Origin of the sequence: Marinospirillum sp. (assembly GCF_044810985.1) — a bacterium.
Lineage (GTDB): Bacteria > Pseudomonadota > Gammaproteobacteria > Pseudomonadales > Halomonadaceae > Marinospirillum.
Map to the genome: position 1 here is coordinate 2,682,250 of NZ_CP085242.1, position 26,771 is coordinate 2,709,020.

Below are 26,771 nucleotides of genomic sequence, written 5' to 3' on the forward strand. Positions count from 1 at the left end.
ACCTGGGTGCATGAAGCCTAAGACAACAAACAAGCCGTTATCCCATCCTGAGTTGCAGGGGCCTGCCCTGCGGCAGGGGTTGTGGGGACTGCTGAAAAAGCGTCAGTACAGTCTGCAACTCTTCCAGCAGGATGCCACGGCGGCTTTGATCGTTACCCTTCTGCTGATCCCCCAGAGTCTTGCCTACGCCCTGCTGGCCGGTCTGCCGCTGCAAGCGGGACTCTACGCCAGTATTCTGCCGGCCATTGCTTATGCCCTGGTGGGCAGCAGTGGTGTTCTGGCGGTGGGGCCGGTTGCCATTACCTCCCTGCTGACTTATAGCGCACTTTCCCCGCTGGCCTTGCCCGGCAGTAATGAATACTTGTCTCTGGCCATTCTTCTGGCCCTGATGTCCAGCGGCTGTCTGTTGCTGATGGGCAGTCTGCGTATGGGTTTTCTGGCCAATTTTCTGAGCCACCCGGTGATGTCGGCTTTTGTCAGTGCTGCGGCAGTGATTATTCTGCTGAGTCAAATCAAGGGCGTGACCGGAATTCCAGTGGAAAGTGGTCCTCTGCAGGTGCAGCTCTGGAGTCTGGTTGAGTCTCTGGATCAGCTGCATCCGATGACCCTGGCTCTGGGCCTGGGCTTTGTGGTTTTTCTCTATACCGCCCGGCATTTTCTGGCTGCTTGGCTGATGCGCCGGGGTGTTGCTCAGGCAACGGCTGCTCTTGTGGCACGCATGGCCCCGCTGATCCTACTGGTTCTGGCAACCCTCCTGGTTGGCTTGACGGATTTGGATCAGAAAGGCATTAAAATTGTCGGCGAGCTTCCGGTGGGTTTGCCCGAGCTGATTCTGCCCAGTTTCAACAGCGATTTATGGGTGACTCTGGTGCCCATGGCCATCATGATCAGCCTGATCGGTTTTGCAGAATCCGTTGCCATCGCCCGCACCTTTGCGGCCAAGCGTCGCCAGCAGGTGAATTCGAACCGTGAATTGATGGGGCTGGGGTTGGCCAATCTGGCTGCCGGAATCAGTGGCGCTTTTCCGGTCACTGGCGGTTTGTCGCGCACCGTGGTCAATTACGATGCCGGGGCCGTGACTCCCCTGGCCAGTTTGTTGACCGGGCTGGGCATGATTCTGGTGTTGCTGTTCTTTACCGGCTGGCTCCACTACCTGCCCCAGGCGATGCTCTCGGCGGTGATTATTGTTGCCGTTCTGTCCCTGATTGACTGGAAACAGCTGCCTTATTTGTGGCGTTATAGTCGCGGAGATGCCTGGGCCTGGCTGGCCACAGCCAGTGGCGTGCTCTTGCTGGGTCTGGAGATCGGTTTGCTGCTGGGGGTGCTGGTTTCCCTGGCGGCCTGGCTGGCCAAAAACAGTCGCCCGCACATGGCGGTTGTTGGCCGGGTGCCGGGAACTGAGCACTACAGGAATGTGCAACGCTATGAGGTGGAAGTTGATCCTCAGCTGCTTTCATTGCGTATAGATGAAAGCCTGATGTTTGCCAATGCCCAGGAAGTGGAGCAGCGTGTACTGTTGGAAATCAGTCAGCGTTCCGGGATACGTCACGTTATCCTGATGGGGTCAGGTATCAATCATATTGATGCCAGTGGTGTGGAAATGCTGGAGCAGTTGAATCTCTTGCTGCAAGAACAGGGGGTCAGTCTGCACTTTTCCGAAATCAAGGGGCCGGTATTGGATCGCCTTAAAAACAGCCATTTGCTCAAGTTGTTGACCGGTGAGGTTTTTTTGACTCAGCACCAAGCCGTGACGGGCCTGACTGGAAAGCGCCGGGAGACAGAGTCACCCGGCAGCTAAGACGCCGATTAAAACAGCACCTTGGCCCAGCCAATCGCTGCAGGCAGAAGTGGCATGGCCAGAAGTACGACCAATCCAATCGGAAACCAGAGAATACTGGCGCTGTCTTGAAACGTCTCGGATGAAGCGGACATAAAAACCTCTTGAAATGCATGGAAGTTGATTTAGATCAACTTTTGCATTTTATCCTGATGAAGTTTTTATGTCACCTGCAGCCTAGTACATCAGCGTAAAGAGTTTGCGCCGGGTTTGAATGACCAGGGGATTGCCTTCACCCAGAAGAGCAAACACTTCCAGCAGTGTCTTGTGGGCACTGCCTTCATCATAGCCGCGATCATCCCGGATAATGGCCATCAGCAGATCGACAGCCTTGTCATAGTCTGCCTGCACCAGGGCTGCAAGTGCTTTCAGGTAGCGGGCTTCACTGTCGTCCCGGTCACCCAGGGCAGCCAGTTCCTCGGCTGAAGGGGCTTTTTCGGCAAATTTAAGGCCTGCGCGTAATCCCTGAACATCAGGGCGGCCTTTTTCGGTTTCCGGTAAATTGTCCAACACGGCTTTGGCATCCTGGGCCTGGCTTTTTTGCAGCAGGACGCGTGCCAATTCAATCTGCAGGTCATAATCTTCGGGCAGCTGGCTAATGGCCTGCTGCAGCAGCATCTGGGCCTGATCGAGCTCTTCGGCACCCACAAGCTGTTTGATCTGTTCTTTTAACTGGGCAACCGGGTTGCTGAGATGAGGCTCCAGGAAGGCACGGATTTCACTTTCTGGCTTGGCGCCGTTGAACTGGTCAAGGAGTTGCCCCTGGCTGACCAGCATAACCGTGGGAACACTGCGTACCTGAAACTGGGCAGCCAGCTCCTGCTGTTCCTCAATGTTGACCTTGGCGAGGATAAACTGGCCCTGGTATTCCTCGGCCAGCTTGGTCAGGATCGGCAGCAGTTGTTTGCAGGGTGCACACCAGTCCGCCCAGAAGTCCACCAGCACCGGCTGCTGCATGGAGCCTTCCAGAATGACCTGCTGAAAATTTTCGAGGGTGATATCAATGATGTAAGGGGAATTGCTCATGCGGCATCCTGTTTCCAGTAATAGAATTTATACAGAGTAATGGAGGCTGGCCGCTAAAAATTCAAGATGACTTTAGAGGCGGGTGCTTAGCGTTTCTTCCAGGGACGGGCATTAAAATCAGGCGGCGGTGGCTGATTGCTGTTGGGCGCGGCATTGTCACGCACATCCCGGAAATCCTTACCAAAGCGCGGCCCTTGTTGCTGGGGTTCTTTTCTTGTCTGGGCGTTTTCTTCCTGGACTTTTTCACTGCGTTTGACGGCCTTGATGGCATGCGAAGCTGACTGGGTATTGATGCGCTTGACCAGTTGATAGCCTTGGTTTTCCAGCTTGTTGCAATACCATTGCTGGCCCTGGGCTCCAGCCCAGAGTGGCAGCAGTGCCACACCGGCCACGGCCGAAAGCATCAACAAGGGCGAGTTGAGCTGGGCACCGGCAACAGCAGCGACCCCCATCAATACAAAGCCCATGAACAGCAAAAAGGCTTTACCCCAGAGGCTGTTGGCTGCAGCCCACAGGAAGCTGGCAAGAAAAGCGCCCAGGCTGAAGCCTACCGGAACAGCCTGATAGCTTTTCTTCTTGCTATGTTGATAGACACGAAAAACCGGCATCCTCTGCTTGAATCCCTGATTGGTTAATAACAGTTGCTACGGATTATCCCTGGAAACTGGGGGTGACTTCCAGTGCTCCAGGGTAACAGCTTGTTGCCTGACTTCTCCACTGAGGTAAGGATCAGGCATCAATACGCTTGTATTTCATCCTTTTTGGCGTGTCATTGCCAACCCTTTTTTTGTGATCCTCTTCATATTCCTGATAATTACCTTCAAAGAAGACCACCTTGGAATCACCTTCGTAGGCCAGAATATGGGTGGCAATGCGATCCAGGAACCAGCGATCGTGCGAAATCACCAGGGCACAGCCGGGGAAAGCCAGCAGGGCTTCTTCCAGAGCGCGCAGGGTCTCGATGTCCAGGTCGTTGGAGGGCTCATCCAGCAGCAGTACATTGCCGCCCTGTTTCAGAGTCAGGGCCAGGTGCAGACGACCCCGCTCACCGCCGGACAGATCGCCAACGCGTTTCTGTTGGTCATTGCCCTTGAAGTTGAAGCGACCCACATAGGCGCGTGAGGGCATTTCCACACTGCCGACCTTGAGGATATCCGCACCATCGGAGACGGCCTCAAACACGGTTTTCTGATCTTCCAGCCCTTCGCGTGACTGGTCAACACTGGCCAGCTGCACGGTTTCCCCAATGACCACTTCACCGGAATCGGGTTGCTCCTTGCCTTCAATCAGTTTGAAGAGGGTGGATTTACCGGCCCCGTTACCGCCAACCACGCCGACAATCGCACCCTTGGGTACGCTGAAGTCGAGGTTTTCAAACAGCAGATTGCCTTCAAAACCCTTGCTGACATTGTGGAATTCTATGACCTTGTCACCCAGACGCGGGCCGGGTGGAATGTAGATTTCGTTGGTTTCGTTGCGCTTTTGGAATTCCTGGCTGGAGAGTTCTTCAAACTGCTTCAGGCGGGCCTTGGATTTGGTCTGGCGACCCTTGCTGCCCTGACGTACCCATTCCAGCTCATGTTGCACGGCTTTGTGATGGGCGGCCTCCTGCTTGGCTTCTGTTTGCAGGCGATTTTCCTTGGCTTCCAGCCAGGAAGAATAGTTGCCTTCAAAAGGAATCCCCATGCCTCGGTCAAGCTCCAGAATCCAGCCGGCGACATTGTCCAGAAAGTAGCGATCGTGGGTAATGGCGACCACGGTGCCGGAATAGTCATGGAGGAAGCGTTCCAGCCAGGCAACCGATTCGGCATCCAGGTGGTTGGTGGGCTCGTCCAGCAGCAGCATGTCCGGGCCGGAAAGCAGCAGGCGGCAAAGAGCAACGCGGCGTTTTTCACCCCCGGAAAGGTTGTCCACCTTGGCATCCCAGTCGGGAAGGCGCAGGGCATCGGCGGCGACTTCCAGCTTGCGCTCCAGATTGTGGGCATCGGAGGCTTCAATGATGTTTTCCAGTTTGGCCTGCTCGGCAGCCAGGGCATCAAAATCGGCATCCGGGTCTGCATAGGCGGCATAGACTTCATCCAGCCTGGCCTGGGCATCCTTGACTTCGGAAACCGCTTCTTCAACGCATTCCTTGACGGTTTTTTCCGGGTCCAGCTGCGGTTCCTGAGGCAGGTAGCCGACATTGATGCCGGGCATGGGGCGGGCTTCGCCATGAAAATCTTTATCAACACCGGCCATGATGCGCAGCAGGGTGGATTTACCGGCACCATTCAAACCCAGAACACCGATTTTGGCACCGGGGAAAAAAGAAAGAGAAATGTCTTTGAGAATGTCTTTTTTGGGGGGAATGGTTTTACCCACCTGGTGCATGGTGTAAACATACTGTGCCATAAACTGCGTTAACTCCTGTGAACTTGTGCCGCATGTCGCTATGAATAAAAGGGAATGATAGGGGCAAGAAGCCCAGAATACCAGATGAAATCCATTCAAGCAGGTCGGGTGATTTTTTTGATAGGAAGCCCTGCCCACACTGAGGTAGAATAGTGGTCTTCAATTTTTGTAACCTAGTCCAAGCCCACCGGGGAAGCCATGTTTAGTCGTAAAATGAATATTGCTGATTTTGATGCTGATATCTGGTCTGCCATGCAGGAAGAAGTTCAGCGTCAGGAAGATCATATCGAGCTGATTGCATCGGAAAACTACACCAGCCCCAGAGTGATGGAGGCACAGGGTAGCCTGCTGACCAACAAATACGCTGAAGGCTATCCAGGCAAGCGCTACTATGGCGGTTGTGAATTTGTTGATAAGGCCGAGCAGCTGGCTATCGATCGTGCCTGTGAGCTGTTTGGTGCAACCTACGCCAATGTTCAGCCTCACTCCGGCTCCCAGGCCAACTCGGCAGTCTTTCTGGCCCTGGTCAAACCCGGTGATACCGTATTAGGCATGAGCCTGGCCGAAGGCGGTCACCTGACCCACGGTGCCAAGCCCAACTTCTCCGGCAAGCTTTACAATGCCATCCAGTATGGCCTCAATCCTGATACCGGCGAAATCGATTACGCCGAAGTGGAGCGCCTGGCGGTGGAGCATCAGCCCAAGATGATCATTGCCGGTTTCTCGGCCTATTCCAAGATCATTGACTGGGCAAAATTCCGGGAAATTGCTGACAAGGTGGGTGCCTACCTATTTGTGGATATGGCTCATGTTGCCGGTTTGATCGCAGCGGGTGTTTACCCCAGCCCCATGCAGCATGCTCACGTAGTCACCACCACAACCCACAAGACTCTGCGCGGCCCCCGCGGTGGCCTGATACTGTCGGCCTGCAACGATGAAGACATCTACAAGAAACTGAACTCGGCTGTTTTCCCCGGTGGCCAGGGTGGCCCTTTGATGCACGTGATTGCCGCCAAGGCCATCTGCTTCAAGGAAGCCATGAGTGATGAATTCAAGACCTATCAGCAGCAAGTCGTCAAAAATGCCCAGGCCATGGCAAAAGTGGTCATGGAGCGTGGCTATGATGTGGTTTCCAATGGCACCGAAGATCACCTCTTCCTGCTCAGCCTGATTTCCAAAGGCCTGACCGGCAAAGAAGCCGATGCCGCCCTGGGCGCAGCCCACATCACCGTGAACAAAAATGCCGTTCCCAAAGACCCCCAGAGTCCTTTTGTGACTTCCGGCCTGCGCATCGGCACACCTGCCGTGACCACACGTGGCTTCAAGGAAGCTGAGTGCTCCGAACTGGCGGGCTGGATCTGCGATATCCTGGATGACATCAACAACACCCAGGTTCAGGAAGCTGTGAAGAAAAAAGCCGCTGAACTCTGTGCCCGTTTCCCTGTTTATCAGGATTAATGGAAAGTTTCCGCCGGGGTGCATTTGCAGGTAGAATAGAAGTTCTTGCAATTTTCCCTGCACTCCGGCGGTGGATGTCATGTATTGCCCTTTCTGTGGTGCCGAAGAAACAAAAGTGAACGACTCGCGTCTGGTTGCCGGTGGTGACCAGGTGCGTCGTCGTCGTCAGTGTGTCTCCTGCGGTGAACGCTTCACCACCTATGAAACAGCCGAGCTTTTGATGCCGCGTGTAGTCAAGCGCGATGGCTCCCGTGAAGTTTTTGATGAAGCCAAATTGCGTGTCGGCTTGCAGAGGGCTTTGGAAAAAAGGCCTGTGGATACCGAAGCCCTGGAAGCCGCTCTGGAACGCATACGTCAACAACTGCGGGCCAGTGGTGAAAGAGAAGTGCCTTCCCTGCAGGTGGGTGAACTGGTCATGCAGCAGCTTAAAAGGCTGGATCAAGTGGCTTATATTCGTTTTGCCTCCGTTTATCGTCAATTCAAGGATCTGGATGAATTTCGGGCGGAAATTGATCAGCTTTCGGCCAATCCGGGCAGCGTTGACGAGTCCTGAAGACGAGGGTTCAGGGGCGAGGTGCTGCCTGTTCAGGACGCGTGAATACATCCCTGTAAGCTCTGGCTGCAACTTCCTGTTGCAGACAGCCTGAACCAGGCACACCTTGCCCAGATCTTTAAGCAGGCAGCAAGTTTCAGACAGCAGCAAGCTTCAAAACAGGAAAGATAGTCAGTGTCCCACGCAGCATACATGGCTCAAGCCATTCAACTGGCCCGCAAGGGTTGGTACACCACCCGCCCCAATCCACGGGTCGGGTGTGTACTGGTGCATGACGGCCAAGTGGTTGGTCAGGGCAGTCACCTGAAAGCCGGTGAACCTCATGCCGAAGTGCATGCTCTGCGTGAAGCCGGGGAGCTGGCTCGGGGTGCGGATGCTTATGTTACGCTGGAACCCTGTAGTCATCAGGGCCGCACGCCCCCTTGCGCCGATGCCCTGGTCGAGGCCGGTGTGAAACGGGTTTTTGTGGGGATGCAAGACCCCAATCCTCTGGTGGCGGGGCGAGGTTTGGCACGGCTGGAAACAGCCGGTATCCAGGTCTCTTCAGGCCTGCTGGAAGACCAGGCCAGAGCCCTGAATCCCGGATTTATTAAAAGAATGCAAACAGGCAGGCCTTGGGTGGTTGCCAAGCAGGCAGCGAGCCTGGATGGCCGTACGGCGATGGCTTCGGGAGAATCCCAATGGATTACCGGCCCCGAAGCAAGAGCGGATGTGCAAAAGTTGCGTGCTGCCAGCTGCGCCATTATTACGGGAGTGGACAGTCTGCTGGCCGATAACAGCAGACTGACAGTTCGTGAGCCAGGTTTTACCCAGCTTTATGGTTTCAGTCAGCCCCTGCGCGTTATTCTCGATTCACAATTGCGCACTCCGCCCGAAGCTGAGATTTTTCAGCAATCGGGTAGTACACTGGTCATTACTCAGCAGGCCAGTATCAAAAACAGAGTAGAACAAAGAGGTGCCTTGCAGCAGGTGGGTGCCGAAGTCCTGGCCGTGCCGACAGCAGCAACCGCAACGGGTCTGGATCTTTCTGCGGTGTTGTTGTTGCTGGCAGAAAGAAACTGCAACCAAGTGATGATTGAAGCAGGTGCCCGTTTGACGGGTGCTTTTATGCAGCAACAGCTGCTGGATGAACTCTGGCTTTATCTGGCTCCCAAGTTTCTGGGCTCGGCTGCCCGGGGGCTGCTGGATCTGCCCGGTCTGGAAAGTCTGGCACAAGCACCGCAAATGCAAGTGACGGATGTGCGTGCTGTGGGTCAGGATTGGCGTTTCCAGCTTGTTAAGAACTGAATTCAAGAGAGCACTATGGCTTTAAATACGATTGAAGAAATTATTGAAGATATGCGTCAGGGCAAGATGGTCATTCTGATGGATGATGAAGACCGTGAAAACGAGGGTGATCTGATCATTGCCTCGGAAAAAGTCCGTCCTGAAGACATCAACTTCATGGCACGCCATGCCTGCGGTCTGATTTGCATGACCCTGACCTCGGATCGCTGTCAGCAGTTGGACTTGCCCCTGATGGTGGACAGTAATGGTGCTCAGTTTTCCACCAACTTCACTTTGTCCATTGAAGCGGCCGAAGGCGTTACCACGGGTATTTCCGCGGCGGATCGTGCCAAAACCGTTCAGGTTGCTGTAGCCCGTAATGCCAAGCCGGAAGACATTGTTCAGCCGGGCCACATTTTCCCTTTACGCGCCCAGGCGGGTGGCGTTCTGCAACGTGCAGGACACACCGAGGCCGGTTGTGACCTGGCCCATCTGGCCGGTTTTGAAGCCTCCTCCGTGATTGTGGAAATCATGAACCAGGATGGCACCATGGCGCGGCGTCCTGATCTGGAAAAGTTTGCTGAACAACATAACCTGAAAATCGGCACCATTGCTGACTTGATTCACTATCGGGTGGTGAATGAAACCACGGTGGAAAAAGGTGAAACCTATGCTCTGGACACCGAGCAGGGTGAGTTTCAGGTCACGGCTTTTCACGACAGTGTGCAGGGCGGCACTCACCTGGCTCTGGTCATGGGTCAACCGCAGCCGGACAAACCGACTCTGGTGCGTGTGCATCAGGCCGATACGGTCAAGGACCTGTTGGAGGCCCGCAATCCCAAAAAACCCAGCTGGAGCCTGCACCGTTCCCTGCAACGCATTGCTGAAGAAGGTGAAGGTGTTCTGGTTTTGCTGGATAATCAGGATGCAACACCGGATCTGGAAAATCAGCTGAAACGCTTTCTGGGCCTGGAACGCGAAGTAAGAACAGCCAATCAGGACGGTGCGGGCACTTATCTGACCATAGGAACCGGTGCCCAGATATTGCGGGAAGTGGGTGTGGGTAAAATGCGCCTGCTGTCTTCACCACTGAAATTCGGTGCTCTTTCCGGCTTTGACCTGGAAATTGTGGAAACCCTCAGTGCAGAATAATTGTTGTACGACTGACGAGATTAAAAAATGATGCAGGATATTACCCAGACTGAAGGTCTGCTCCATGCCGCTGCCGGTCGCTTTGTCCTGGTGGTGGGCCGTTTCAACAGCTTTGTTGTGGAAAGCCTGGTTGCCGGTGCTGTGGATACTCTGCGCCGTCATGGTGTGGAGTCGGAACAGATAGAAATTGTTCGTGCTCCAGGTGCCTGGGAATTGCCCCTGGCTGTCAAGCGTGTGCTCAAGACCCGTCAACCTGCGGCCGTGATTGTTCTGGGTGCAGTGATCCGTGGCGGAACCCCGCATTTTGAGTATGTCGCCGGAGAATGCAATTCCGCATTGGGTGGCTTGATGATGGCTTCGGATGTACCCATTGCCAATGGGGTGCTGACGGTCAATTCCATTGAGCAGGCCATAGAGCGTTCAGGCACCAAAATGGGCAACAAGGGTTCAGAAGCGGCAGAAGCGGCTTTGGAAATGGTCAATCTGTTGAATACCCTGGGGAACTGAAATGGCTTCGGAGAAAAAACGCAAGCCATCACGCAGTGCCCAGCGCAGTGCTGCCCGTCAGCTGACCCTGCAGGCTTTGTACCAATGGCAGATCAGCGGCAATGAAATGCACCAGGTGGAAGCACATATTCGTGCAGCTTTGCCGGATGACAGTCTGGAAGCACACGAAGACATTACCGAAGTGCTGAAAATGGCCGACCTGGCTTATTTTCATGAAATGGCTCAGGCCATTCCTCAGCAAAAAGAGGAACTGGATGCGGGTTTCTCACCCTTACTGGATCGACGCACTGAAGAATTGGACCCGATTGAACTGGCGATTCTTCGGTTGGGAAGCTACGAGCTGACCCAGCGTCTGGATGTGCCCTATCGGGTAGTGATCAACGAGTCTGTGGAACTGGCCAAACGCTTTGGTGGCACCGACAGTCACAAGTATGTGAATGGTATTCTGGATAAACTGGCGCAACGGGTTCGCAGTGTCGAGGTGAATGCGCGTCGTTCTTCATAAATAAAGCAAAGGCCCTGTTTATGGATGAATTTGCTCTGATTCGCCGTTTTTTCACCGGTCTGGGGCCTTCGCTTCCAGAAGTCATTGAAAACGTGGGTGATGACTGCGCACTTTTGCAGTTACAACCCAATGAGCAGTTGGCGCTTTCCATCGACACCTCGGTAGCTGATCGCCATTTTCCTGCCACGGCTGATCCCTGGGCTATTGGCTGGCGCTGCCTGGCTGTCGCCCTTTCCGATCTGGCGGCCATGGGTGCCCGCCCGGTGGGTTTTACCCTGGCCATCACCCTTCCCGAAGCCGATGAAGCCTGGCTCACTGAATTCAGCAGAGGGCTGCGCGCCCTGGCGGATGAAAGTGGCTGCCCCCTGATTGGCGGTGACACCACCCGTGGGCCCCTGACTTTAAGTGTGCAGGTTCAGGGTGTGGTTACCCCTGAGCATGTCTGGCGGCGGGCGGGTGCCCAGCCGGGACAGCTCCTTGCGGTGCTGGGCAATCTGGGTTCGGCCGCTGCAGGCTTGCGCTGTTTTCAGGAAGAGCCGGAGCGTCTTGCCCATCGTGAAGACTGGAATGCACTGGAAAAGGCCTACCTGCTGCCCCGGCCACTGACCCACGAAGCCTTGCGCCTGATGCAGGGGGTGGCGATCTCGGCCGCCATTGATGTTTCCGATGGTCTTCTGGCAGACCTGCAACACCTGCTGGCCTCTTCTGCCGTAGCTGCCGAGCTGGATCTTGAGCAACTGCCCCTGCATCCTCAGTTGTTGGAAAAACTGGGCCGTCCCCTGGCGCTGGATGCAGCCCAGCATGGTGGCGATGACTATGCCTTGTTGCTGACCCTGGATGAGGCGGATTTTCCACTGGCGCGAAGCCTTTGCCCGGAACTCAAAAAGATCGGGATCATCACCAAAGGCGCGGGGATACGCACACCGGGCGGTGAACTTCTTGAGCCTCAGGGCTATAACCATTTTTCTGCACAACAGGACGATTAATGAATAAAGCACCAGCCAGTGTTTGGCGCAATCCTGTGCATTTCCTGGCCTTTGGGCTGGGCAGCGGCGCCTCTCCCTGGGCTCCGGGTACGATGGGCACCCTGGCTGCCATTCCTTTGTATTTTTTATTGGCCAGTTTGCCCCTGTGGCTCTACAGCCTGCTGGTTGTGGCTGCCTTCTGGGTCGGATGCTGGCTGTGCGAGCGCACTTCCGAAGACCTGGGCGTGCATGATCACAGTGGCATTGTCTGGGATGAGTTTGTCGGCTACTGGCTGACCATGCTGGCTCTTCCTGCCTCTCTGGGCTGGGCCCTGGCCGGTTTTGTGCTCTTCCGGTTTTTTGACATTATCAAGCCCTGGCCGATTCGCTGGGCCGACCGCCGGGTCGCGGGTGGTTTTGGTATTATGATTGACGATGTTCTGGCGGCTGTCTATGCCGGTATCTTGCTGCATCTGGCTTACTTTCTTTTGAGTGCAGCTTAGGATGCGTGTGATTGCAAAGGAGTAGTAACACCATGAAAAAACTTTGGGTAATCGGTCTGGGTGTGATCCTGGTGGCTGTGGTGACCTTGACCCTGGCTACAGGAAAAACCTTTACCGGGCAACTGGATAAACTATCTGCAGAGCTGGCTGAAGACCCGCGCATTCGGGTTGTTTCCAGTGACAAGGATTCAGGTTGGCTCAGTTCCAGCGGTGAAATGACACTGGCATTCACCCTGGATGACCAGGCAGACCTGCTGGTAACCAGTCAATGGCAGGCCAGCCATCGGCCAGGCTGGGTCGACTACCAGGGCACAACCCGGCTTCATGTGGAAGAAGGTGAGGAGCGTCTGGATCTGCTTGACGAACTGGGGGTTGAACCCCTGCCTTTCCAGGGTCGGGCTGACTGGAGCCACGCCAGCTATCTCCTTGAGCTGCCAGCCCTGACGATGGCCGATCCGGATTTCAGTATTGATTTTTCCGGAGGCCAGTTGGAGGCCGGTTATGAGTATGAAAGCGGACGTCAGACGGGGCAGCTGCAAGCTGCTTTTTTGCAACTGGGCGGAGGAGAGCAGGACCCTTCCCGTCTGAATCTTGAAGACGTTCTGCTGAGCTGGGATCAACAGGGTACTTATCCCTGGATTTCCGGTGATATGAAATTGAACCTTGCGCGTCTGCACTTTAACGGCCCCCAGGGTGAAGTGGCTTTTGCCGAGCCGCAAATATCCCAGCAGATGCAGATGAGCGAGGAAAGTTTTGACCTCAGCCTGAGCCTGGATACCGGGGAGGCGACTTCCAATGGACGCTCTCTGGGCAGTGCGGCTCTGAGTGTCCGTACCGATCGCTTTGATGGTCAGGCCAGTGCTGATTTGCTGGAGTTTTTTGGTCAGGAAGCGGACTGGGAAAGCCTTGATGAAGAAGCCATGCAGCCGGGTCTGATGGCCATGAACCGCCTTCTGGAAGGTTCACCGGCACTTCTGTTGGAGAATTTCCAGGTCAGCCTGGTGACACCTGTTGAAATGACCCAAAAGGCCGAAGGCAGTGTCAGTTTTGATGGGCGCAACCTGCCTTCCCGATATCTGAATCGACTCTCCGACGGTGAAATTGCTGAAGATGACTTGATGAGTCGGATGCGCGTGGAACTCTTGTTCGATAAAATTAACCCGGAACTGTTGCGGCTGGTTGGGATTCCACCCTTTTTACAGGATGAGTCCGCAGAACAACAGAGTGTGGTCTGGGAAGGTGGGGAGTTGCGTATGAATGGGAAGCTTCTGCCCTTTTAATTGCAGAAAAGCCGCTGCGAGTTCTTCGTAGCGGCTTTTTGATGGCTTGTTAGTTAGTCGTCGTCAAAGCTGAACTCGTCTTCGAGTTGCTTTTTCAGGCGACGCTCTTCCAGCAGGGCTTCAATCATACGGCGTTTGGCAATCGGGGTACCATCCCTGTTGGTCAGGCTGTCTTTGCTGACCAGTTCCAATTCATATTCATCATCATTGACGGCAACATCAAAGTCATCGTCTTCATCGTAAGCGGCTTCTTCACGACCCATGGCTCAGTCTGCTCCAGTTGTTGTCCACAACTGCTATATAGGACTTTTTTGCGCCGCTGACAAGTGGATTTTTATTTTTTTTCATTTGCCTGTCGCAGTTGCACCAATTCGGTGACGTCTTTCTGCACGCCAATGAAGTAGGTTAACTGGTCGTCTTCATTGTAGACGGGGGTAATGGATAACTCATTCCAGAAGAGGCTGCCGTCCTTGCGGTAGTTGCGCAGGGTTTCCCGGCAGGGCTGGCCGTTGCGCAGGGCTGTGCGGATGTTGTCCAGTGCAGGCTGATCCCGGTCATCCCCCTGTAGAAAGCGGCAATCCTGGTAGAGGATTTCATCGGAAGTATAACCTGTGAGCTTTTCAAATCCCTTGTTCACATAGATCAGAATGTTTTCATCGCCTTCCTGCTCAGCAATAACAATGCCGTCCTGGGATTCATCAACTACCAGTTCAAGAAGCTGCGGACTGATCAAAGGCTTGGCTTTCATGGGGTTCCTTAAAATCGTATCTCTATCTGGGATTTTACGGGTAACTATGCCGCCTGGTGAAAAAAAATTCAATAAAAAGGGAGCTGTATTGCTACAGCTCCCTTTCAGGCTATCTGAATGTTGATCAGGAAACAGCCATGACCTGTAGAGGCAGATCTTCACTGTCGTCCAGACCCAGAAGGGTACGCATGTCAGCAGGGTTGCTGAGCAGGTCCTGAAGCGTGTATTCCTTGAGAACCGCAAGAAAAGCATCCTGGGCTTTTTGCATGACCGGTTTGAGGTCACAGGCACCGGCAATCGGGCAGGTCAGTTTCTGGCAGTCCACAACTTCAAGGGTGGTTTCAAAATCCCTGACAAGAACGCCAAGATTAACCGACCCGGTGTTTCTTTCCAGGCGCAAGCCGCCGTACTTGCCACGAACAGTTTGAATATATTCCATCTGTCCAAGCTTATGGACGATTTTCATCAGGTGATTGCGTGAAATATCAAAATGCTGTGCGATATCGCTGATGGTCACTAAGCGGTCATCCTGTTGGATGCCGAGGAACATCATGACGCGAATGGCATAGTCAGTTTGTCGGGTTAACTGCATGGTTTTTCCTCCGTGGATTACACAGACCCAGAACTCGGGTTCCCTAGCTGTTTGTATTTAACTGCCTGAATTCCGAGGCTCGCTTCATATTAGCAGGAAAGCCTGGCAAAGATGTGTGCGTTTGCAAACATAGGGTGCCTGTATTTTAACGACATGTTAAGTCAGGTCGTTGCGGGTAAGTCCCTGTCAGTCACTGTACTCAGAGCTGCGCAAGTCTTTTATGTAGCCTTCCAGTTGCTGGGCTATTTTCTCTCTTTCTTCATTGACCGAGGTGGCAATGGCCAGTTCGATCAGCAGCTCCAGTTCTTCAAAATGCAGTTTACCGACGTGTTCACGCCCGCTCTTGCTGAGCTTGTCACTGAAAGTCTGAACGACTTTTTGGGCGTGGGCTGTGTGTTCTCCGGCCATGGCTTGCTTCCTTTTGCTGTCAGATATTGGGGTTGCTCAGGACTTCAGAGGCGCTGGCCACCAAGAGGGGGTCTGGCTCTCCGACAACCTTGTCGTCCCGGTTGGTGTAGGGGATACTGGACAGAATTTTGCGCATGGCGGCAAGGCGTGCTCTTTTCTTGTCATCGGACTTGATCACCGTCCAGGGTGCCTGATTTTTGTGGGTGTGTAAAAACATGGCTTCCTTGGCATGGCTGTACTCATCCCATTTATCCAGGGAAGCCAGGTCGACCGGCGACAGTTTCCATTGCTTGAGAGGGTCCTTGCGGCGTGCCATGAAGCGTCGCAGTTGCTCATTCCGTGAGACCGAAAACCAGAATTTGTACAGGCGGATACCACTGTCCACCAGCATTTGTTCAAAAACCGGGGTTTGATGCAGAAACTGGACATATTCTTCCTGGCTGCAAAATCCCATGACCCTTTCCACACCAGCGCGGTTGTACCAGGAACGGTCAAAGAGGATCATTTCTCCGGCGGCCGGCAAATGCTGAATGTAACGCTGGAAGTACCATTGCGTTTTTTCCCGCTCAGAAGGTTTTTCCAGGGCAACAACATGAGCTCCGCGTGGATTGAGATGCTCCATCATGCGCTTGATGGTGCCGCCTTTACCGGCTGCATCCCGCCCCTCAAACAAAATGACCACTCTTTCGCCCTCGTCCTTGATCCAGCGTTGCATTTTAAGCAGTTCGATTTGCAACAAGCGCTTTTCGGCTTCATAAGCCCGGCGGGTCATTTTCTTGGAGTAGGGGTAGTGCTCTGCATCAAAGCCTGGCTGCGGCATTTCCAGAAGCTTGTCTTCCGGTTTGGGAGCCTTGGCTTCAGAGGGGGTGGAATCCGAAGAGTTTTGTCTGGCTTCAATGCTGGGTGCCAGATCGGGAGCCTGGTTGCCTGTGTCCGTTGTCATTGATGACCTCCTGTTGTCTAAGAAACCTCGCTTAACCAGACTGCTGATCATGTCTAAGAGAGGCTTCTTAACATTGATTGTTGCTTGATGTTAATTGAGCAGGGGTTGCAACTCAAGCCATACGGTGTCCAGAATCCGGTTCTGCGCTTCTGCTGTGGGATGGATACCATCCTCCTGCATCAGTTCTGCCTGCTCGGCAACCCCTTCAAGAATGAAGGGTATCAGCGTGAGTTGATTCTCCTCGGCCAGGCTGGGGAAGATCGCTTCAAACTGTTCCAGGTAACGACGGCCATAATTGGGTGGCAGGAAGACTCCGGCCAACACGACCCGGGCATCGGCTTCCTGACTCAGGTTGATCATCTGCTGCAGGTTGTTCTGGATGCGTGCCGGTGGCTGGCCCCGCAGGCCATCATTGCCGCCCAGCTCCAGCAGAACGATTTCCGGTTGGTATTGTCTTAGCAAATCGGGTAGACGGGTGAGTCCACCTGTGGTGGTTTCACCGCTGATGGAGGCATTGACGGCACGCCAGCCGGAGGCTTTTTCTTCCAGACGCTGCTGCAGCAGACTCACCCAGCCGCTGTCCTGTGGCATATTGTAGGCTGCACTGAGGCTGTCTCCAACGATCAGCAGGGTTTTCTTTTCACTGCTGGCTGCTGGTAGGCTGAACAGCAGCAATGCCAGAAACAAACAACTGGCCAGCCACCTGGTTTGACTTGGCTTCTTCATTTTTCCGCGACTCCATGGATTGAACATGACTTCAGCTTCTCCTCATTCTGCAGTATCGGGTTCGGCTTCTCAGACGCTTCTGGAAGCAAAAGGTTTAGGTTACAGCGTTGCTCAGCAAACGGGTGATCTGGTTATTCTGCGTAATCTGGACTTTAACATCCAGCGTGGCGAAACGGTGGCTCTGTTGGGGCCTTCGGGGGCGGGCAAATCCACCCTTCTGGCCTTGCTGGCGGGTCTGGATACACCCACCGCAGGTGAACTCTTCTGGTCCGATCAGGCGTTCAGTCGTCTGGATGAGGATGCCCGGGCAGCCGTTAGGGCCAGGGAAGTGGGCTTTATCTTTCAGTCTTTTCAGTTGTTGCCGGAACTCACGGCTCTGGAGAATGTACTGCTGCCGCTGGAGCTGCGCGGTGATCGCCATGCTGAAAAGCAGGCCGGATTGTGGCTGGACAAGGTTGGCTTGAGTGAACGTGCCGGACACAGGCCCACCCAGTTATCCGGCGGTGAACAGCAGAGAGTGGCAATTGCCCGGGCTTTTGCCACCCAGCCGGCAGTGCTTTTTGCCGATGAACCCACCGGCAACCTGGATGCGGAAAATGGCCATAAAATTGCCGACTTGCTCTTCTCGCTGAACCAGGATCAGGGAGCATCCGGAGAAGCGATGACGCTGGTTCTGGTAACCCATGATCAGCAATTGGCCCAGCGTTGCCAGCGGATTCTGCAGCTGGATGCCGGTGAAATTTCTTCTGACCAGCGGACGGGAAGCGACCATGAATGATCTGCGCTTGGCAGCACGTTTGGCCTGGCGGGGCGTCAAGGCAGGCGAATACCGCGTACTTCTGGTTGCCCTGATGTTGGCCGTGGCCTGTGCCACCCTGCTGGGGGTGCTGGGTGAGCGAATGCAGGGTGCCCTGGATCATGAGGCGGCAAGAATTTCCGGTGGCGATCTGGTGGTCTCCGGTCGTGAGCCAGCAGACACGGACTTGCAAAAGCATCTTTCTGAACAGGGTCTGCGCTGGTCGCAAAGGGTCAGCCTGACCAGCATGGCCGGGCTGGATGATGCCCTGCTGCTGATCAGTTTAACGGCAGTTGATGATGACTACCCACTGCTGGGTGAAGTGCGCCTGGAAACCCCAGACGGTGAGGTGACCACTGCGCGCGCGCCGGAAGAGGGGCATATCTGGTTGGAACGAGGACTGGCACTGCGCCTGGATGCCAGCCCTGGGGATCTGATTGAACTGGGTGACCAGCAGCTGGAGTTTTCTGCTTACCTGCTGGAGACACCGGATCAAAGCGGAGGCTTTGCCAGCTTTTCCCCCCGAGCTTTGGTTCACCTGGACAGTTTGCAGGGCAGCGCTCTGCTGGGGCCTCTGAGCCGCGCCCGCTGGAACCTGGGCATAACCGGTGCCGACGAGATTCTGGATCGATTGCGCCGGGAACTGCCGGATCGGTTGGACTCGAATCAACGCCTCAGGGATATGCAGGAGGATCGCCCCGGTGTTGCCCGAGCCCTGGAAGAAGGGCGTCGTTATCTGGGGATGGCGGGCCTGATTGCAGTGCTACTGGCCTCTCTGGCGGTGGCTCTGGCCTCACAACGCCAGGCCCGACGTCAGGCCAAGGAGGTGGCGTTATTGCGCTGCCTGGGGCAATCCCGAGCCAGGGTGCGCCGCCTGTTCCTGTTGCAGCTTTTCTGGCTGGGGCTGGCGGCTGGCTTGCTCGGTGGGTTGGTGGGTTATCTGGCCCATCTGGGCCTGGTGGAACTGCTTTCACCCCTGTTGCCCCTGACCTTGCCAGCCCCGAGTATCTGGCCACTGGTGGCAGCTGTCTTGCTGGCTCTCTGGCTGTTGCTGGGTTTTTCCCTGGCTCCTCTTTTGAGTCTGGCCCAGGTGAGTCCCCTGGCCGTGTTGCAGTCCAGGCCCTGGAAGCTGAGTGGTTCCGGTCTGCTGAGCTATGGCCTGGCCGGTGTTGCCACCCTGGGTCTGGGCTACTGGTTGTCAGGGGATCTCTTGTTGACCCTCTGGACACTGGCTGGTCTGGTCGCGGCAGGCTTTGTTGTGGCCGCGCTGGGCTGGGTGTTGATCCGTTTGTTGATGACCCGTCTGCAACAATTTCCCTGGCGGTGGCGTCAGGGATTGCGCCGTCTGGGTCGCAATCCCGGTGAAACCCTGTTGCAGTTGAGCACCTTTACCCTGGCTTTTACGGCTGTTTTGCTGGTGGCCCGGGGTGGAGACCAGTTGGTGGGTGATTGGCAGGAGCAGCTTCCCGAAGATATGCCCAGCCAGTTTGCTGTGGATATCCAGCCTCATGAGCGTGAGGACTTCATTGCTTTTCTGGACGATAGAGAGCTGGAGCACAGTCAGCTGTATCCCATTTTGCGTGGACGGCTGACCCTGATTAATGGTGAGGAGGCTGAAAGCCAGGTTCCGGCAGCCTCCCGTAATGACAATACTCTGCGTCGTGAGCTTAACCTGACCTGGAGCGCCGAACTGCCGGGTGACAATGCCGTCGTGGAAGGCCATTGGTGGCCGGAACTGGAGGAGCCTGACGAAGGATTACTCCCCATTTCGGTGGAAAGCGACATGGCTGCAAACCTGGGGCTGGAACTGGGTGACCGGGTGACCTTCAATCTGGCCGGTCGCGCCATTACCACAGAAGTAGCCAGTATCCGCACGGTGAACTGGGAAAGTTTCAATCCCAATTTTTATGTGATTTTCCCTCCCGAAGTGCTGGAGGATCAGCCGCATACCTTTTTGTCCAGTTTTGTCATGCCTGAGGATGAAGCCGGATTCATGCGTGCGATCAGTCAGGAGTTTCCCGGCGTGGCCTTCCTGGATGTCCGCGCCATTTTGGCGCAGGCAGAAGGCATTTTGCGTCAGTTGAGTCTGGGTGTGCAGTACCTGCTGGGCTTTGTGTTGCTGGCCGGTTTTCTGGTGACCTGGGCGCTGATGATGGCCAGCCTGGATGCCCGCCAACGTGAGCAGGCCCTGCTGAAGGTAATGGGTGCACAAAGAGCCAGTCTGGCAGGTCGGCAATTTGCTGAATTCCTGCTACTGGGCGGTCTGGCGGGCATTCTGGCCGCCATTCTGGGAGAAACTCTCTACAGCCTGCTGGCCCAGCAACTATTCAATCTTACCTGGGAACCGGCGCCGCTTTTCTGGATATTGCCACCTGTGATTGGTGCTTTGCTGTTGGCCGGTTTTGCACATCTGGCTCTGCGAGGCTCCCTCAATGAGGCGCCTCACAAACTCCTGCACCGGCTCAGTTGATGACTTGCGGTTCACCTTAAGGCATTGCATTATGAAGGAAACTCTTTGCCTTAAGGTTGAATCGTGTCTCAAGCCAACTCCCACCCTTCCGATTTATTGGCCGGGTTGCCACTGCGCATGCATCCGGATCGTGCCTCTCTTTATCAGGAGCTGCATGCCCGGCCTTTTCCGGTGATTGGCAGTCCGGTGAGAATTTCCCATCTGGCCTTGTTGCTGGATGAAAATGACAAACAAAAAGACTTTGATCACCTCTGTGACCTCTGCAGTCGCTATGGAGTCAACCCACCGGCGGCTCCGGACAATAGTTTTTATCAAAGTCTGGGCGGGCTGGAGGTGCGCTGGGAAAGGCACCTGGAATTTGTCACCTACACCTTTATCCGCCCCGGACGTAAAGCTGAACCCTTTGAACAGACGGCCTTGTCACTGCTGCCTGACGATTGGCTCCAGGCTATCCCCGGCGAACTGGTGGTTGCCCTGCATCTGGAAGTGGCCAGCCCCGAGGAAGACAGCTTTGATCGTGAAGATCTGGCCAGCTGCTTTGAAGGTCAGCGCCTGGTCAGTGGTCGGCTGATGGAGGGGGCCGCCACCCTCTGGAGTGCTTTCAGAATGCACGGCGATGGTTGTGGCCGGATACTCCTGCACAATCATGGCTTGAACGATAACCAGACAGGCCGCCTGATTCTGCGTGTTTTGGAGCTGGAAACCTATCGTCTCATGGCTTTGCTGGGTGCCCGGCCTTCCCGCGAACTGGCCCCGGTGTTACGTCAACTGGACAATCAGTTGGCAGCAATCATCACCCAGTTGTCCGACACCGAAGGCCTGGAAGAAGAGCGGGCCCTGTTGCGGCAATTGACCTCCATGGCTGCACAGATTGAACGTCATCGGGCGGATACCATCTCCCGCTTTTCAGCCACCAAGGCTTACTATCATCTGGTGATGAAGCGGTTGGAGGAGCTCAAGGAGATACAGCAGGGGCCCACTTTCACCCTGATTGCTTTTTTTGGCCGACGCCTGACCCCCGCTGCCAAAACCTGTGATTCAGTCAGTCAGCGCCTGGAAGATCTGGCGCGACGCATTGAACGCGCCGGTGATTTGATTCGTACCCGTGTTGACCTCAAACTGGAGGAACAAAACCGGCGTTTGCTGGCTTCCATGAACCGGCGCTCGCGTTTGCAGCTGCGAATGCAGGAAACGGTGGAAGGCCTTTCCATTGCAGCAATCAGCTATTATGGCATCAGCCTGTTGCGTTATCTGTTTGGAGCCATGGAGCCTTTGGGGGTTCCCTTGAATAAAGATCTGGCAACAGCCATAGCGGTGCCCTTTGTGGTGGGTGGTGTCTGGTGGGTCACGCATCGCATCAGAAAATTCATTGTGGAAGCCAGCGACCCGGGGCGAGAGAACTGAATTCAATTCCAGGATAATAGTGAGACAGATTATGGCAAAAGTAGAAGAAGGTATTCGCGACAAACTGACAACCGCCCTGCAGCCGCAATACCTGCAAATCGAAAATGAAAGCGATCAGCATTCAGGGCCACCGGGGCGGGAAAGTCACTTCAAGGTGACCCTGGTCAGTGGTGACTTCCAGTCTCTGATGCCGGTGAAGCGGCACCAGAAAATTTACGCCCTCTTGGCTGATGAACTGGCCGGGCCGGTGCATGCACTGGCACTGCATCTTTATACGCCCGATGAATGGGCGGCACGGGGTGAGGCACGACCTGACTCGCCACAATGTTCAGGAAGCGGTCAATAGTGGGGAGGTCTTTCATCCGCCATGTCAGGCTGCTTCTCATCCTGATGATTTTCTTTTAAGGTGACCAGTCTCTGGCCAAGAACTCTGACCTGCTCCTGCAGGCTGTGGATATCACGGTTCTGCAAAATCAGCTGTTGGTTGAGTTGTTCCAGAAGGTCATCCTGAAAGGCCAATTGGGTTTCCAGTGCAATAAGTCGTTTTTCATGGTCTTTCATAGATTTAAGTCGTTACCTGGGTTAAACATTTTCCTGCAGACATGGTTATAATAGATGTCAGCAGGTTCGGGTTAGTTTAGCCTGCCATTGCAATCCGGCAAATACCAGGCAAGGGCTTGGGGGTCGGTTGTTTTTTTGTCACTCCTTTACCAAGTTGGATTTAGAGAAACTTTATGCTTAATAATACCTTGATACGAAATATTCTGGTTAGTCTGGTTATTGCTGTTTTGGCACCTCTGGTTTTGCCTCTTTTGGCTGTTTCACCCGAAGCAGCGGCCAGTGGCAGTAGTGCCGTGAAAACCTACCTGTTGGTTTTTGTGCTTCTGATGCTGGCGGCAAGTGTTAATGAGTTTTTGCGTCTTAAAGCCCTGGGCATCCATGCCGATAGTGATGAGGTGGATGACGCTGATGAGGAAGCGGATGATGATCGCGAGGAAGGCGTTGTCAAATGGTTCAATGTCAACAAGGGTTTTGGTTTTATTATTCGTGATGTCGGTGGTGAGGTTTTTGTTCATTTTCGCTCGATTCGCGGCACCGGTCATCGTACTTTGCGTGAAGGTCAGCGAGTCAGATTTGCAGCGGCTGAAGGTGAAAAAGGCCTCCAGGCTGAAGATGTGTCCATCCTGAACCACTAGTTGTCAGCAGGCTGCCAGCCCAGATACTGGTTGGCAGCCCCTTTGGCAAAGGGAGCTTCTGTGAAACGCCTACCTGTTTTTGTTCTGGTTTTGTCGGGCCTGTATGCCCCTTCCCTGCTTGCTGAACCCATATCAACCTTGCGTTCGGATGAGGAAGCCACGCCGTCACCTGAAGCGGTTGAGCAGCCATCTGAAGAGACGTCTTCCCCTGAGTCCTACCGATCCCAGCAGAATTCGGATGGTACGGCCGTGTTTTTGACGCCTTCGGTGAGCTATAAGCAACTGGATCAGGAATCGGATGCAGCAGGATTTCAACTGGATTCCCATCTGTTTCAGCTCAATGTGGACTTTGAAGTCCTGGGCGGCAACTTTGCCTATCACCGTTTGAGCCTGGGCCACACCTTCAACAACACCAGCGAACAGACTTCGGCCACGGATCAAACGGCTGAGGTGACTTCCAGTCATTTTGGCTACCACGTGGGAGCCATGAACCTCTCAGCTTTTCCCGGTGATCTTGCGGTCTGGACCGGGCTGGCCTGGCAGGGTATTCAGGTTCGCGACAACCCCGAAGGCAAAAGCAGTATGCGCTATGTCTACCTGCCTTTTGGCCTGGATCTGGGTATGCGGTTTGATAACTCCAGCTTTCTGGTGGTGGGCGCCGAGTATCGTTTGCTGGTCAAAGGCTGGGAAAGATACGAGGGCGAGAGTTCAGTCAGCCCCACCCAGGCCAATGGCGGTGGCTATGCTGCCTGGGTGGGCATCGACTATCTGGCGGGCAATGGCCGCGCCATCACCACCCGACTTAAGCTTGAGCGCTGGACCATTGAGGAATCGATTGCCGATGAGCTGCCGGACAGCTCATCAAACAGCCTGAGTCTGGCTTTGGGCATGCGCTTTTAACTGAGCAGCTTGCTGATCAAGCGCTGGTAGACCTGGCTTAACAGGTTCAGGTCTTCAGCTCGGACTCGCTCATTGACCTGGTGAATGGTGGCGTTGATGGGTCCCAGTTCGACAACCTGGGCTCCGGAAGGGGCAATAAAACGCCCGTCGGAGGTGCCGCCAGCGGTGGACAACTGAGTCGGTTGACCCGTGACTTCCAGAATCGCCTGCTGGGCTGCTTCCACCAGCCTGCCTTCAGCCGTCAAAAAAGGCTGGCCACTTAGAGTCCAATCCAACTGATAGTCCAGAGCATGGCGATCCAAAAGCGCCTCGGTTCTTTTTTGCAACTCTTCAGCGGTGACTTCGGTGGAAAAACGGAAGTTGAAGATGACCTCCAGTTCTCCGGGGATGACATTGGTGGCTCCGGTGCCTGCCTGAATGTTGGAGATTTGCAGGCTGGTGGCCGGAAAAAAATCATTGCCTTCATCCCAGGTCGCAGCGGTCAATTCCGCCAGAGCCGGTGCCGCCAGGTGAATCGGGTTGGCGGCCAGGTGCGGATAGGCGACATGCCCCTGCTTGCCCTTGACCAGTAGCCGTGCCCCCAGGGAGCCACGACGGCCATTTTTGATAAAGTCACCCAGTCTTGCGGTACTGGAGGGCTCGCCCACCAGGCACCAGTCCATTTTTTCGCCACGCGCTTCCAGATGCTCCATGACCTTGACGGTTCCATTGACAGCAGGGCCTTCCTCGTCACTGGTCAGCAGCAGGGCAATACTGCCCTGATGGTCGGGATGCATCTCCAGAAAACCTTCAATGGCGGTCACCATGGCCGCCAGGCTGCCTTTCATATCGGCAGCGCCGCGCCCCCGTAACTCTCCCTGGGCATCAATCTGAGGTTCAAATGCGCCTGTGTCCCAGCGCTCTGCCGGGCCGGGAGGCACGACATCCGTATGACCGGCAAAACACAGCAAAGGCCCCTGGTCGCCTTTTCTGGCCCAGAGGTTATCCACTTCACCGAACTTCAGCCGTTCCAGCTTGAAGCCGAGTTTTTCCAGGCGTTCACCCAGAAGTTCCAGGCAGCCGGCATCCTCCGGGGTGACGGAAGGGCGGCGGATCAGATCAAAAGCAAGTTGCAGGGTCGGGGAGAGAGAAGTTGTCATAGATCGCTTCGTCAGGGCAGTCAGAGGTTTAAAAATGGCTTATAGTAGGCGCTTTCTGGTGAGCATAGCTTACCTGAATTTCCATCTTCTTGTGCAGGTTCTTGTTTTGAAACTATTAAAATCCATGCGTTTGTCCGCTTTGCAGCTGTGTCTTTTTCTGGTGTTCGTGTCTGGCCCCGGTGTGGCCGAAGAGCTGAAATCTTTTCAAACCAGTTTTGGGGTGACCCTCTACTTACCGGATGATTGGCAACTGCTCAGCAAAGATGACCTCTCCTCGGTGGAGGGCAATGGTAAGAAGGAACTGGATTTACCTCCCTTGATGCGTGAGCGCCTGGCCGAACGAATGCAGCAGGGCGATCTGGAATTGCTGTTCAATACCCGTGATTCTCACCAGGGGGTGTATGACAATCTCAGCCTCTTTGAAACCAATGATCAGGTGCCTGAAGCGGCCAGTCAGATCAAGGCAACCTGCAGTGCCCTGCCAGGCCTGCTGGGCCGCACTCTGGGCAAGGAAGTTGAGCTGGAGCGCTGTGAAGGCAAGGAAGTTCAGGGTTATCCGGCTTTCATTCTGGCTTATGCCGGCAGTGTTCCGGATACCCGGGTGCTTCAGTACATGCTGCAGATTGAACAGCGCAAAAGTCTGGTCATGACCCTGACTTATCATCAGGAGGATGCCATGGGGTCCCTGCAGGATTTTGAAACCCTGCTGGAGCACCTGGAGCTGGTGGCTCAGTAGTGGGGCTCATCCGGGTCCGGCAGTAGAATCTCACCCTGACTAACCTTGTCATCCAGGTGTTGAAAGAAGCCTGACAGGGCCGATTTCAGGGTGGCAATCTCGGGTGGCCTGGATTGCTGATAAACAGGTTCTTCTTCCAATTGGCGAAGACGGCGCTGGGAAAGGTTCTGCTTGAGGAGAACCTCGGTAGAGGTGCCCTTGAGCATCTTCAACAGACAGGCCAGGGCTTCCAGGCTGACATCCTGCAGCAGGCTCTGGCGCTCTCTGGCCGGCAGTTGCAGGAGGCTGCTGAGTTGGCGCTGATAATAGCTGCCCAGCAGGGTATAGCTTTCCTGGCCGGGCTTTTCCAGAAGCTCATCCATCTCGGCCAGAAGCATTAAGCCATCATGCAGGCTGATTTCCAGACTGAGAAACTGATCCTCAAGGGCCAGTTTCTGGTTGCTCAGGGTCACTTCAAGCATGGGTTTTGCTCCTGCTGCTGGCGTCCCGCAGACGCTTTAATTCCTTGCTGACCAAGGCCATCAGTTCACGCACTTCCTGCTCATCAAGTTTTGCCGGACTGGTTTTTGCTGTTTCCGGCAGCAGCTCGGGCTGGATTACCTGTTTGCACCGGGATTCAATTTCGGGAGTATCCAGTTGCCGCGAAACCTGCAGTAGTCGGGTCTGGGCTGCGGCGGGCAGTTTGTCGAGCAACTGGGCCAGGGCGGGTTTGGGAAGCTGCCCCAGACGTTGCAGGTATTCGCGTGCCTTGTGATTGATGCCGACATAAACCCCTTGCCTGGCCAGGGGTTGCTCCAGGGCAGCCAGGGCCGGTATCACCTGATGTAGCGGTGTCGGCCCCTTTTGTGCCAGTTCGTCGGAGAGCTGTTCTGCTGCACGACGTGAAAGCTGGGCGAAGATTTTTTCACTGATGCCGGGGCGCTCTGCTCTCAGAAAGCGCACCAACGCAGCCAGCTGTGGCTTGGGGTAGGCCTTGAGTACTTCCTGAAGCTGGATTTTCTCCAGAGAGGACAAGGCATCGGCCAGAGGCTGTAATTTAACCAGCTGCTTTCTGTTCTTGTCGGCTTCCGGCCGGGCATTCTGTAGATAGCCTGCCAGGCGTTCAGCCAGAATGTTTCTTAGCTCGGCGGCCTGTTTCCAGCTTAATTGCGCGCTACAGGGGCCCAGCTGTAAATTCAGCTGATCAGGTGTACTGGTTAAATTCGGCTTCATATTTTCCTTGTGTACAGAGTGGATGCTCAGGTATTGACCCAAGAATAACAGGCTGGTT

At 54.9% G+C, this 26,771-nt stretch carries 31 protein-coding genes; 17 read left to right on the forward strand and 14 right to left on the reverse strand.

Annotated elements, in window-relative coordinates:
* The first annotated feature begins 10 nt into the window (after window positions 1-10).
* Window positions 11-1,798 carry a SulP family inorganic anion transporter gene (locus LG323_RS12650; RefSeq protein WP_404416797.1) on the forward strand — a complete coding sequence of 596 codons (1,788 nt, stop codon included), beginning with the start codon at window positions 11-13 and terminating at the stop codon, window positions 1,796-1,798.
* 8 nt (window positions 1,799-1,806) lie between these two features.
* Here LG323_RS12650 and LG323_RS12655 read toward each other — a convergent pair whose 3' ends face one another.
* From LG323_RS12655 to ettA, 4 genes are all read right to left on the reverse strand, one after another.
* The gene (locus LG323_RS12655; protein WP_404416800.1) at window positions 1,807-1,932 is read right to left on the reverse strand and encodes a hypothetical protein; all 126 of its coding nucleotides are present in this window, start codon (window positions 1,930-1,932) and stop codon (window positions 1,807-1,809) included.
* Between the two features lie 82 nt (window positions 1,933-2,014).
* Complete coding sequence (trxA, locus tag LG323_RS12660; protein WP_310696719.1) at window positions 2,015-2,863, reverse strand: thioredoxin; 849 nt, start codon at window positions 2,861-2,863, stop codon at window positions 2,015-2,017.
* A gap of 86 nt (window positions 2,864-2,949) precedes the next feature.
* A complete protein-coding gene (locus LG323_RS12665) occupies window positions 2,950-3,471 on the reverse strand; it encodes a hypothetical protein (protein WP_404416804.1) in 522 nt (173 codons plus the stop codon).
* Between the two features lie 121 nt (window positions 3,472-3,592).
* The gene (gene ettA / locus LG323_RS12670; protein ID WP_310696721.1) at window positions 3,593-5,254 is read right to left on the reverse strand and encodes an energy-dependent translational throttle protein EttA; all 1,662 of its coding nucleotides are present in this window, start codon (window positions 5,252-5,254) and stop codon (window positions 3,593-3,595) included.
* Between the two features lie 198 nt (window positions 5,255-5,452).
* On the opposite strand from ettA, the gene glyA reads away from it, so the two are divergent.
* The 9 genes from glyA to LG323_RS12715 all read left to right on the forward strand — a co-directional run bounded on the left by glyA (window position 5,453) and on the right by LG323_RS12715 (window position 13,443).
* Window positions 5,453-6,712, forward strand: coding sequence for a serine hydroxymethyltransferase (glyA, locus tag LG323_RS12675; RefSeq protein ID WP_404416808.1), 1,260 nt, complete (start codon window positions 5,453-5,455; stop codon window positions 6,710-6,712).
* Between the two features lie 79 nt (window positions 6,713-6,791).
* Window positions 6,792-7,265, forward strand: a complete 474-nt coding sequence (gene nrdR / locus LG323_RS12680) for a transcriptional regulator NrdR (protein ID WP_404416811.1) — start codon at window positions 6,792-6,794, stop codon at window positions 7,263-7,265.
* A 174-nt stretch (window positions 7,266-7,439) separates the two neighbouring features.
* The gene (gene ribD / locus LG323_RS12685) at window positions 7,440-8,552 is read left to right on the forward strand and encodes a bifunctional diaminohydroxyphosphoribosylaminopyrimidine deaminase/5-amino-6-(5-phosphoribosylamino)uracil reductase RibD (protein ID WP_404416814.1); all 1,113 of its coding nucleotides are present in this window, start codon (window positions 7,440-7,442) and stop codon (window positions 8,550-8,552) included.
* Between the two features lie 15 nt (window positions 8,553-8,567).
* Window positions 8,568-9,683 (forward strand): bifunctional 3,4-dihydroxy-2-butanone-4-phosphate synthase/GTP cyclohydrolase II, encoded by a 1,116-nt coding sequence (gene ribBA, locus LG323_RS12690; protein ID WP_404416816.1) that lies wholly within the window; start codon window positions 8,568-8,570, stop codon window positions 9,681-9,683.
* Between the two features lie 30 nt (window positions 9,684-9,713).
* Window positions 9,714-10,190 (forward strand): 6,7-dimethyl-8-ribityllumazine synthase, encoded by a 477-nt coding sequence (gene ribE, locus LG323_RS12695; protein WP_310696743.1) that lies wholly within the window; start codon window positions 9,714-9,716, stop codon window positions 10,188-10,190.
* Between the two features lies 1 nt (window position 10,191).
* The gene (gene nusB / locus LG323_RS12700) at window positions 10,192-10,695 is read left to right on the forward strand and encodes a transcription antitermination factor NusB (RefSeq protein WP_404416818.1); all 504 of its coding nucleotides are present in this window, start codon (window positions 10,192-10,194) and stop codon (window positions 10,693-10,695) included.
* Between the two features lie 20 nt (window positions 10,696-10,715).
* Complete coding sequence (gene thiL / locus LG323_RS12705) at window positions 10,716-11,681, forward strand: thiamine-phosphate kinase (RefSeq protein ID WP_404416821.1); 966 nt, start codon at window positions 10,716-10,718, stop codon at window positions 11,679-11,681.
* Window positions 11,681-12,163, forward strand: coding sequence for a phosphatidylglycerophosphatase A (locus tag LG323_RS12710; protein WP_310696728.1), 483 nt, complete (start codon window positions 11,681-11,683; stop codon window positions 12,161-12,163). The genes thiL and LG323_RS12710 overlap by 1 nt, the downstream gene beginning before the upstream one ends.
* A gap of 32 nt (window positions 12,164-12,195) precedes the next feature.
* Window positions 12,196-13,443, forward strand: a complete 1,248-nt coding sequence (locus tag LG323_RS12715; RefSeq protein WP_404416824.1) for a DUF945 family protein — start codon at window positions 12,196-12,198, stop codon at window positions 13,441-13,443.
* A gap of 53 nt (window positions 13,444-13,496) precedes the next feature.
* On the opposite strand, the gene LG323_RS12720 is transcribed toward LG323_RS12715, so the two are convergent.
* The 6 genes from LG323_RS12720 to LG323_RS12745 form a co-directional block, all read right to left on the reverse strand.
* Window positions 13,497-13,706 carry a PA3496 family putative envelope integrity protein gene (locus LG323_RS12720; RefSeq protein WP_310696730.1) on the reverse strand — a complete coding sequence of 70 codons (210 nt, stop codon included), beginning with the start codon at window positions 13,704-13,706 and terminating at the stop codon, window positions 13,497-13,499.
* 71 nt (window positions 13,707-13,777) lie between these two features.
* Window positions 13,778-14,191: a PAS domain-containing protein gene (locus tag LG323_RS12725; RefSeq protein WP_310696731.1), complete on the reverse strand. Its 414-nt coding sequence runs from the start codon at window positions 14,189-14,191 to the stop codon at window positions 13,778-13,780.
* Between the two features lie 124 nt (window positions 14,192-14,315).
* A complete protein-coding gene (locus tag LG323_RS12730) occupies window positions 14,316-14,783 on the reverse strand; it encodes an RrF2 family transcriptional regulator (protein ID WP_404416827.1) in 468 nt (155 codons plus the stop codon).
* A 186-nt stretch (window positions 14,784-14,969) separates the two neighbouring features.
* Window positions 14,970-15,191 carry a hypothetical protein gene (locus LG323_RS12735; protein ID WP_404416830.1) on the reverse strand — a complete coding sequence of 74 codons (222 nt, stop codon included), beginning with the start codon at window positions 15,189-15,191 and terminating at the stop codon, window positions 14,970-14,972.
* 19 nt (window positions 15,192-15,210) lie between these two features.
* A complete protein-coding gene (gene ppk2, locus LG323_RS12740) occupies window positions 15,211-16,134 on the reverse strand; it encodes a polyphosphate kinase 2 (protein WP_404416833.1) in 924 nt (307 codons plus the stop codon).
* A 90-nt stretch (window positions 16,135-16,224) separates the two neighbouring features.
* The gene (locus LG323_RS12745) at window positions 16,225-16,860 is read right to left on the reverse strand and encodes an arylesterase (RefSeq protein ID WP_404416836.1); all 636 of its coding nucleotides are present in this window, start codon (window positions 16,858-16,860) and stop codon (window positions 16,225-16,227) included.
* A 25-nt stretch (window positions 16,861-16,885) separates the two neighbouring features.
* Here LG323_RS12745 and LG323_RS12750 point away from each other — a divergent pair, with 25 nt between their 5' ends.
* The 4 genes from LG323_RS12750 to LG323_RS12765 all read left to right on the forward strand — a co-directional run bounded on the left by LG323_RS12750 (window position 16,886) and on the right by LG323_RS12765 (window position 21,876).
* Window positions 16,886-17,638 (forward strand): ABC transporter ATP-binding protein, encoded by a 753-nt coding sequence (locus LG323_RS12750; protein ID WP_404416839.1) that lies wholly within the window; start codon window positions 16,886-16,888, stop codon window positions 17,636-17,638.
* Complete coding sequence (locus LG323_RS12755) at window positions 17,589-20,126, forward strand: ABC transporter permease (RefSeq protein WP_404416842.1); 2,538 nt, start codon at window positions 17,589-17,591, stop codon at window positions 20,124-20,126. Before LG323_RS12750 ends, LG323_RS12755 begins: the two co-directional genes overlap by 50 nt.
* Before the next feature lie 63 nt (window positions 20,127-20,189).
* Complete coding sequence (locus LG323_RS12760; protein WP_310696738.1) at window positions 20,190-21,530, forward strand: DUF3422 domain-containing protein; 1,341 nt, start codon at window positions 20,190-20,192, stop codon at window positions 21,528-21,530.
* A 31-nt stretch (window positions 21,531-21,561) separates the two neighbouring features.
* Window positions 21,562-21,876 (forward strand): BolA family protein, encoded by a 315-nt coding sequence (locus LG323_RS12765; RefSeq protein ID WP_404416845.1) that lies wholly within the window; start codon window positions 21,562-21,564, stop codon window positions 21,874-21,876.
* Here LG323_RS12765 and LG323_RS12770 read toward each other — a convergent pair.
* Window positions 21,870-22,091 (reverse strand): SlyX family protein, encoded by a 222-nt coding sequence (locus tag LG323_RS12770; protein WP_404416848.1) that lies wholly within the window; start codon window positions 22,089-22,091, stop codon window positions 21,870-21,872. The genes LG323_RS12765 and LG323_RS12770 overlap by 7 nt on opposite strands.
* A gap of 173 nt (window positions 22,092-22,264) precedes the next feature.
* Here LG323_RS12770 and LG323_RS12775 point away from each other — a divergent pair, with 173 nt between their 5' ends.
* Entirely contained in the window at window positions 22,265-22,726 is a 462-nt protein-coding gene (locus LG323_RS12775) for a cold-shock protein (RefSeq protein ID WP_404416850.1), read from the forward strand.
* 60 nt (window positions 22,727-22,786) lie between these two features.
* The gene (locus LG323_RS12780) at window positions 22,787-23,626 is read left to right on the forward strand and encodes a hypothetical protein (RefSeq protein WP_404416853.1); all 840 of its coding nucleotides are present in this window, start codon (window positions 22,787-22,789) and stop codon (window positions 23,624-23,626) included.
* On the opposite strand, the gene dapE is transcribed toward LG323_RS12780, so the two are convergent.
* On the reverse strand, window positions 23,623-24,765 hold the full coding sequence (gene dapE, locus LG323_RS12785) for a succinyl-diaminopimelate desuccinylase (RefSeq protein ID WP_404416855.1): 1,143 nt from the start codon (window positions 24,763-24,765) through the stop codon (window positions 23,623-23,625). The two genes, LG323_RS12780 and dapE, sit on opposite strands and share 4 nt — an antisense overlap.
* A gap of 106 nt (window positions 24,766-24,871) precedes the next feature.
* Here dapE and LG323_RS12790 point away from each other — a divergent pair, with 106 nt between their 5' ends.
* Window positions 24,872-25,501 (forward strand): hypothetical protein, encoded by a 630-nt coding sequence (locus LG323_RS12790; RefSeq protein ID WP_404416858.1) that lies wholly within the window; start codon window positions 24,872-24,874, stop codon window positions 25,499-25,501.
* On the opposite strand, the gene LG323_RS12795 is transcribed toward LG323_RS12790, so the two are convergent.
* Together LG323_RS12795 and LG323_RS12800 are read right to left on the reverse strand one after the other, a co-directional pair.
* A complete protein-coding gene (locus LG323_RS12795; protein WP_404416861.1) occupies window positions 25,495-25,962 on the reverse strand; it encodes a FliG C-terminal domain-containing protein in 468 nt (155 codons plus the stop codon). The genes LG323_RS12790 and LG323_RS12795 overlap by 7 nt on opposite strands.
* Window positions 25,955-26,713, reverse strand: coding sequence for a FliG C-terminal domain-containing protein (locus LG323_RS12800; RefSeq protein WP_404416864.1), 759 nt, complete (start codon window positions 26,711-26,713; stop codon window positions 25,955-25,957). Before LG323_RS12800 ends, LG323_RS12795 begins: the two co-directional genes overlap by 8 nt.
* Window positions 26,714-26,771 lie beyond the last annotated feature (58 nt).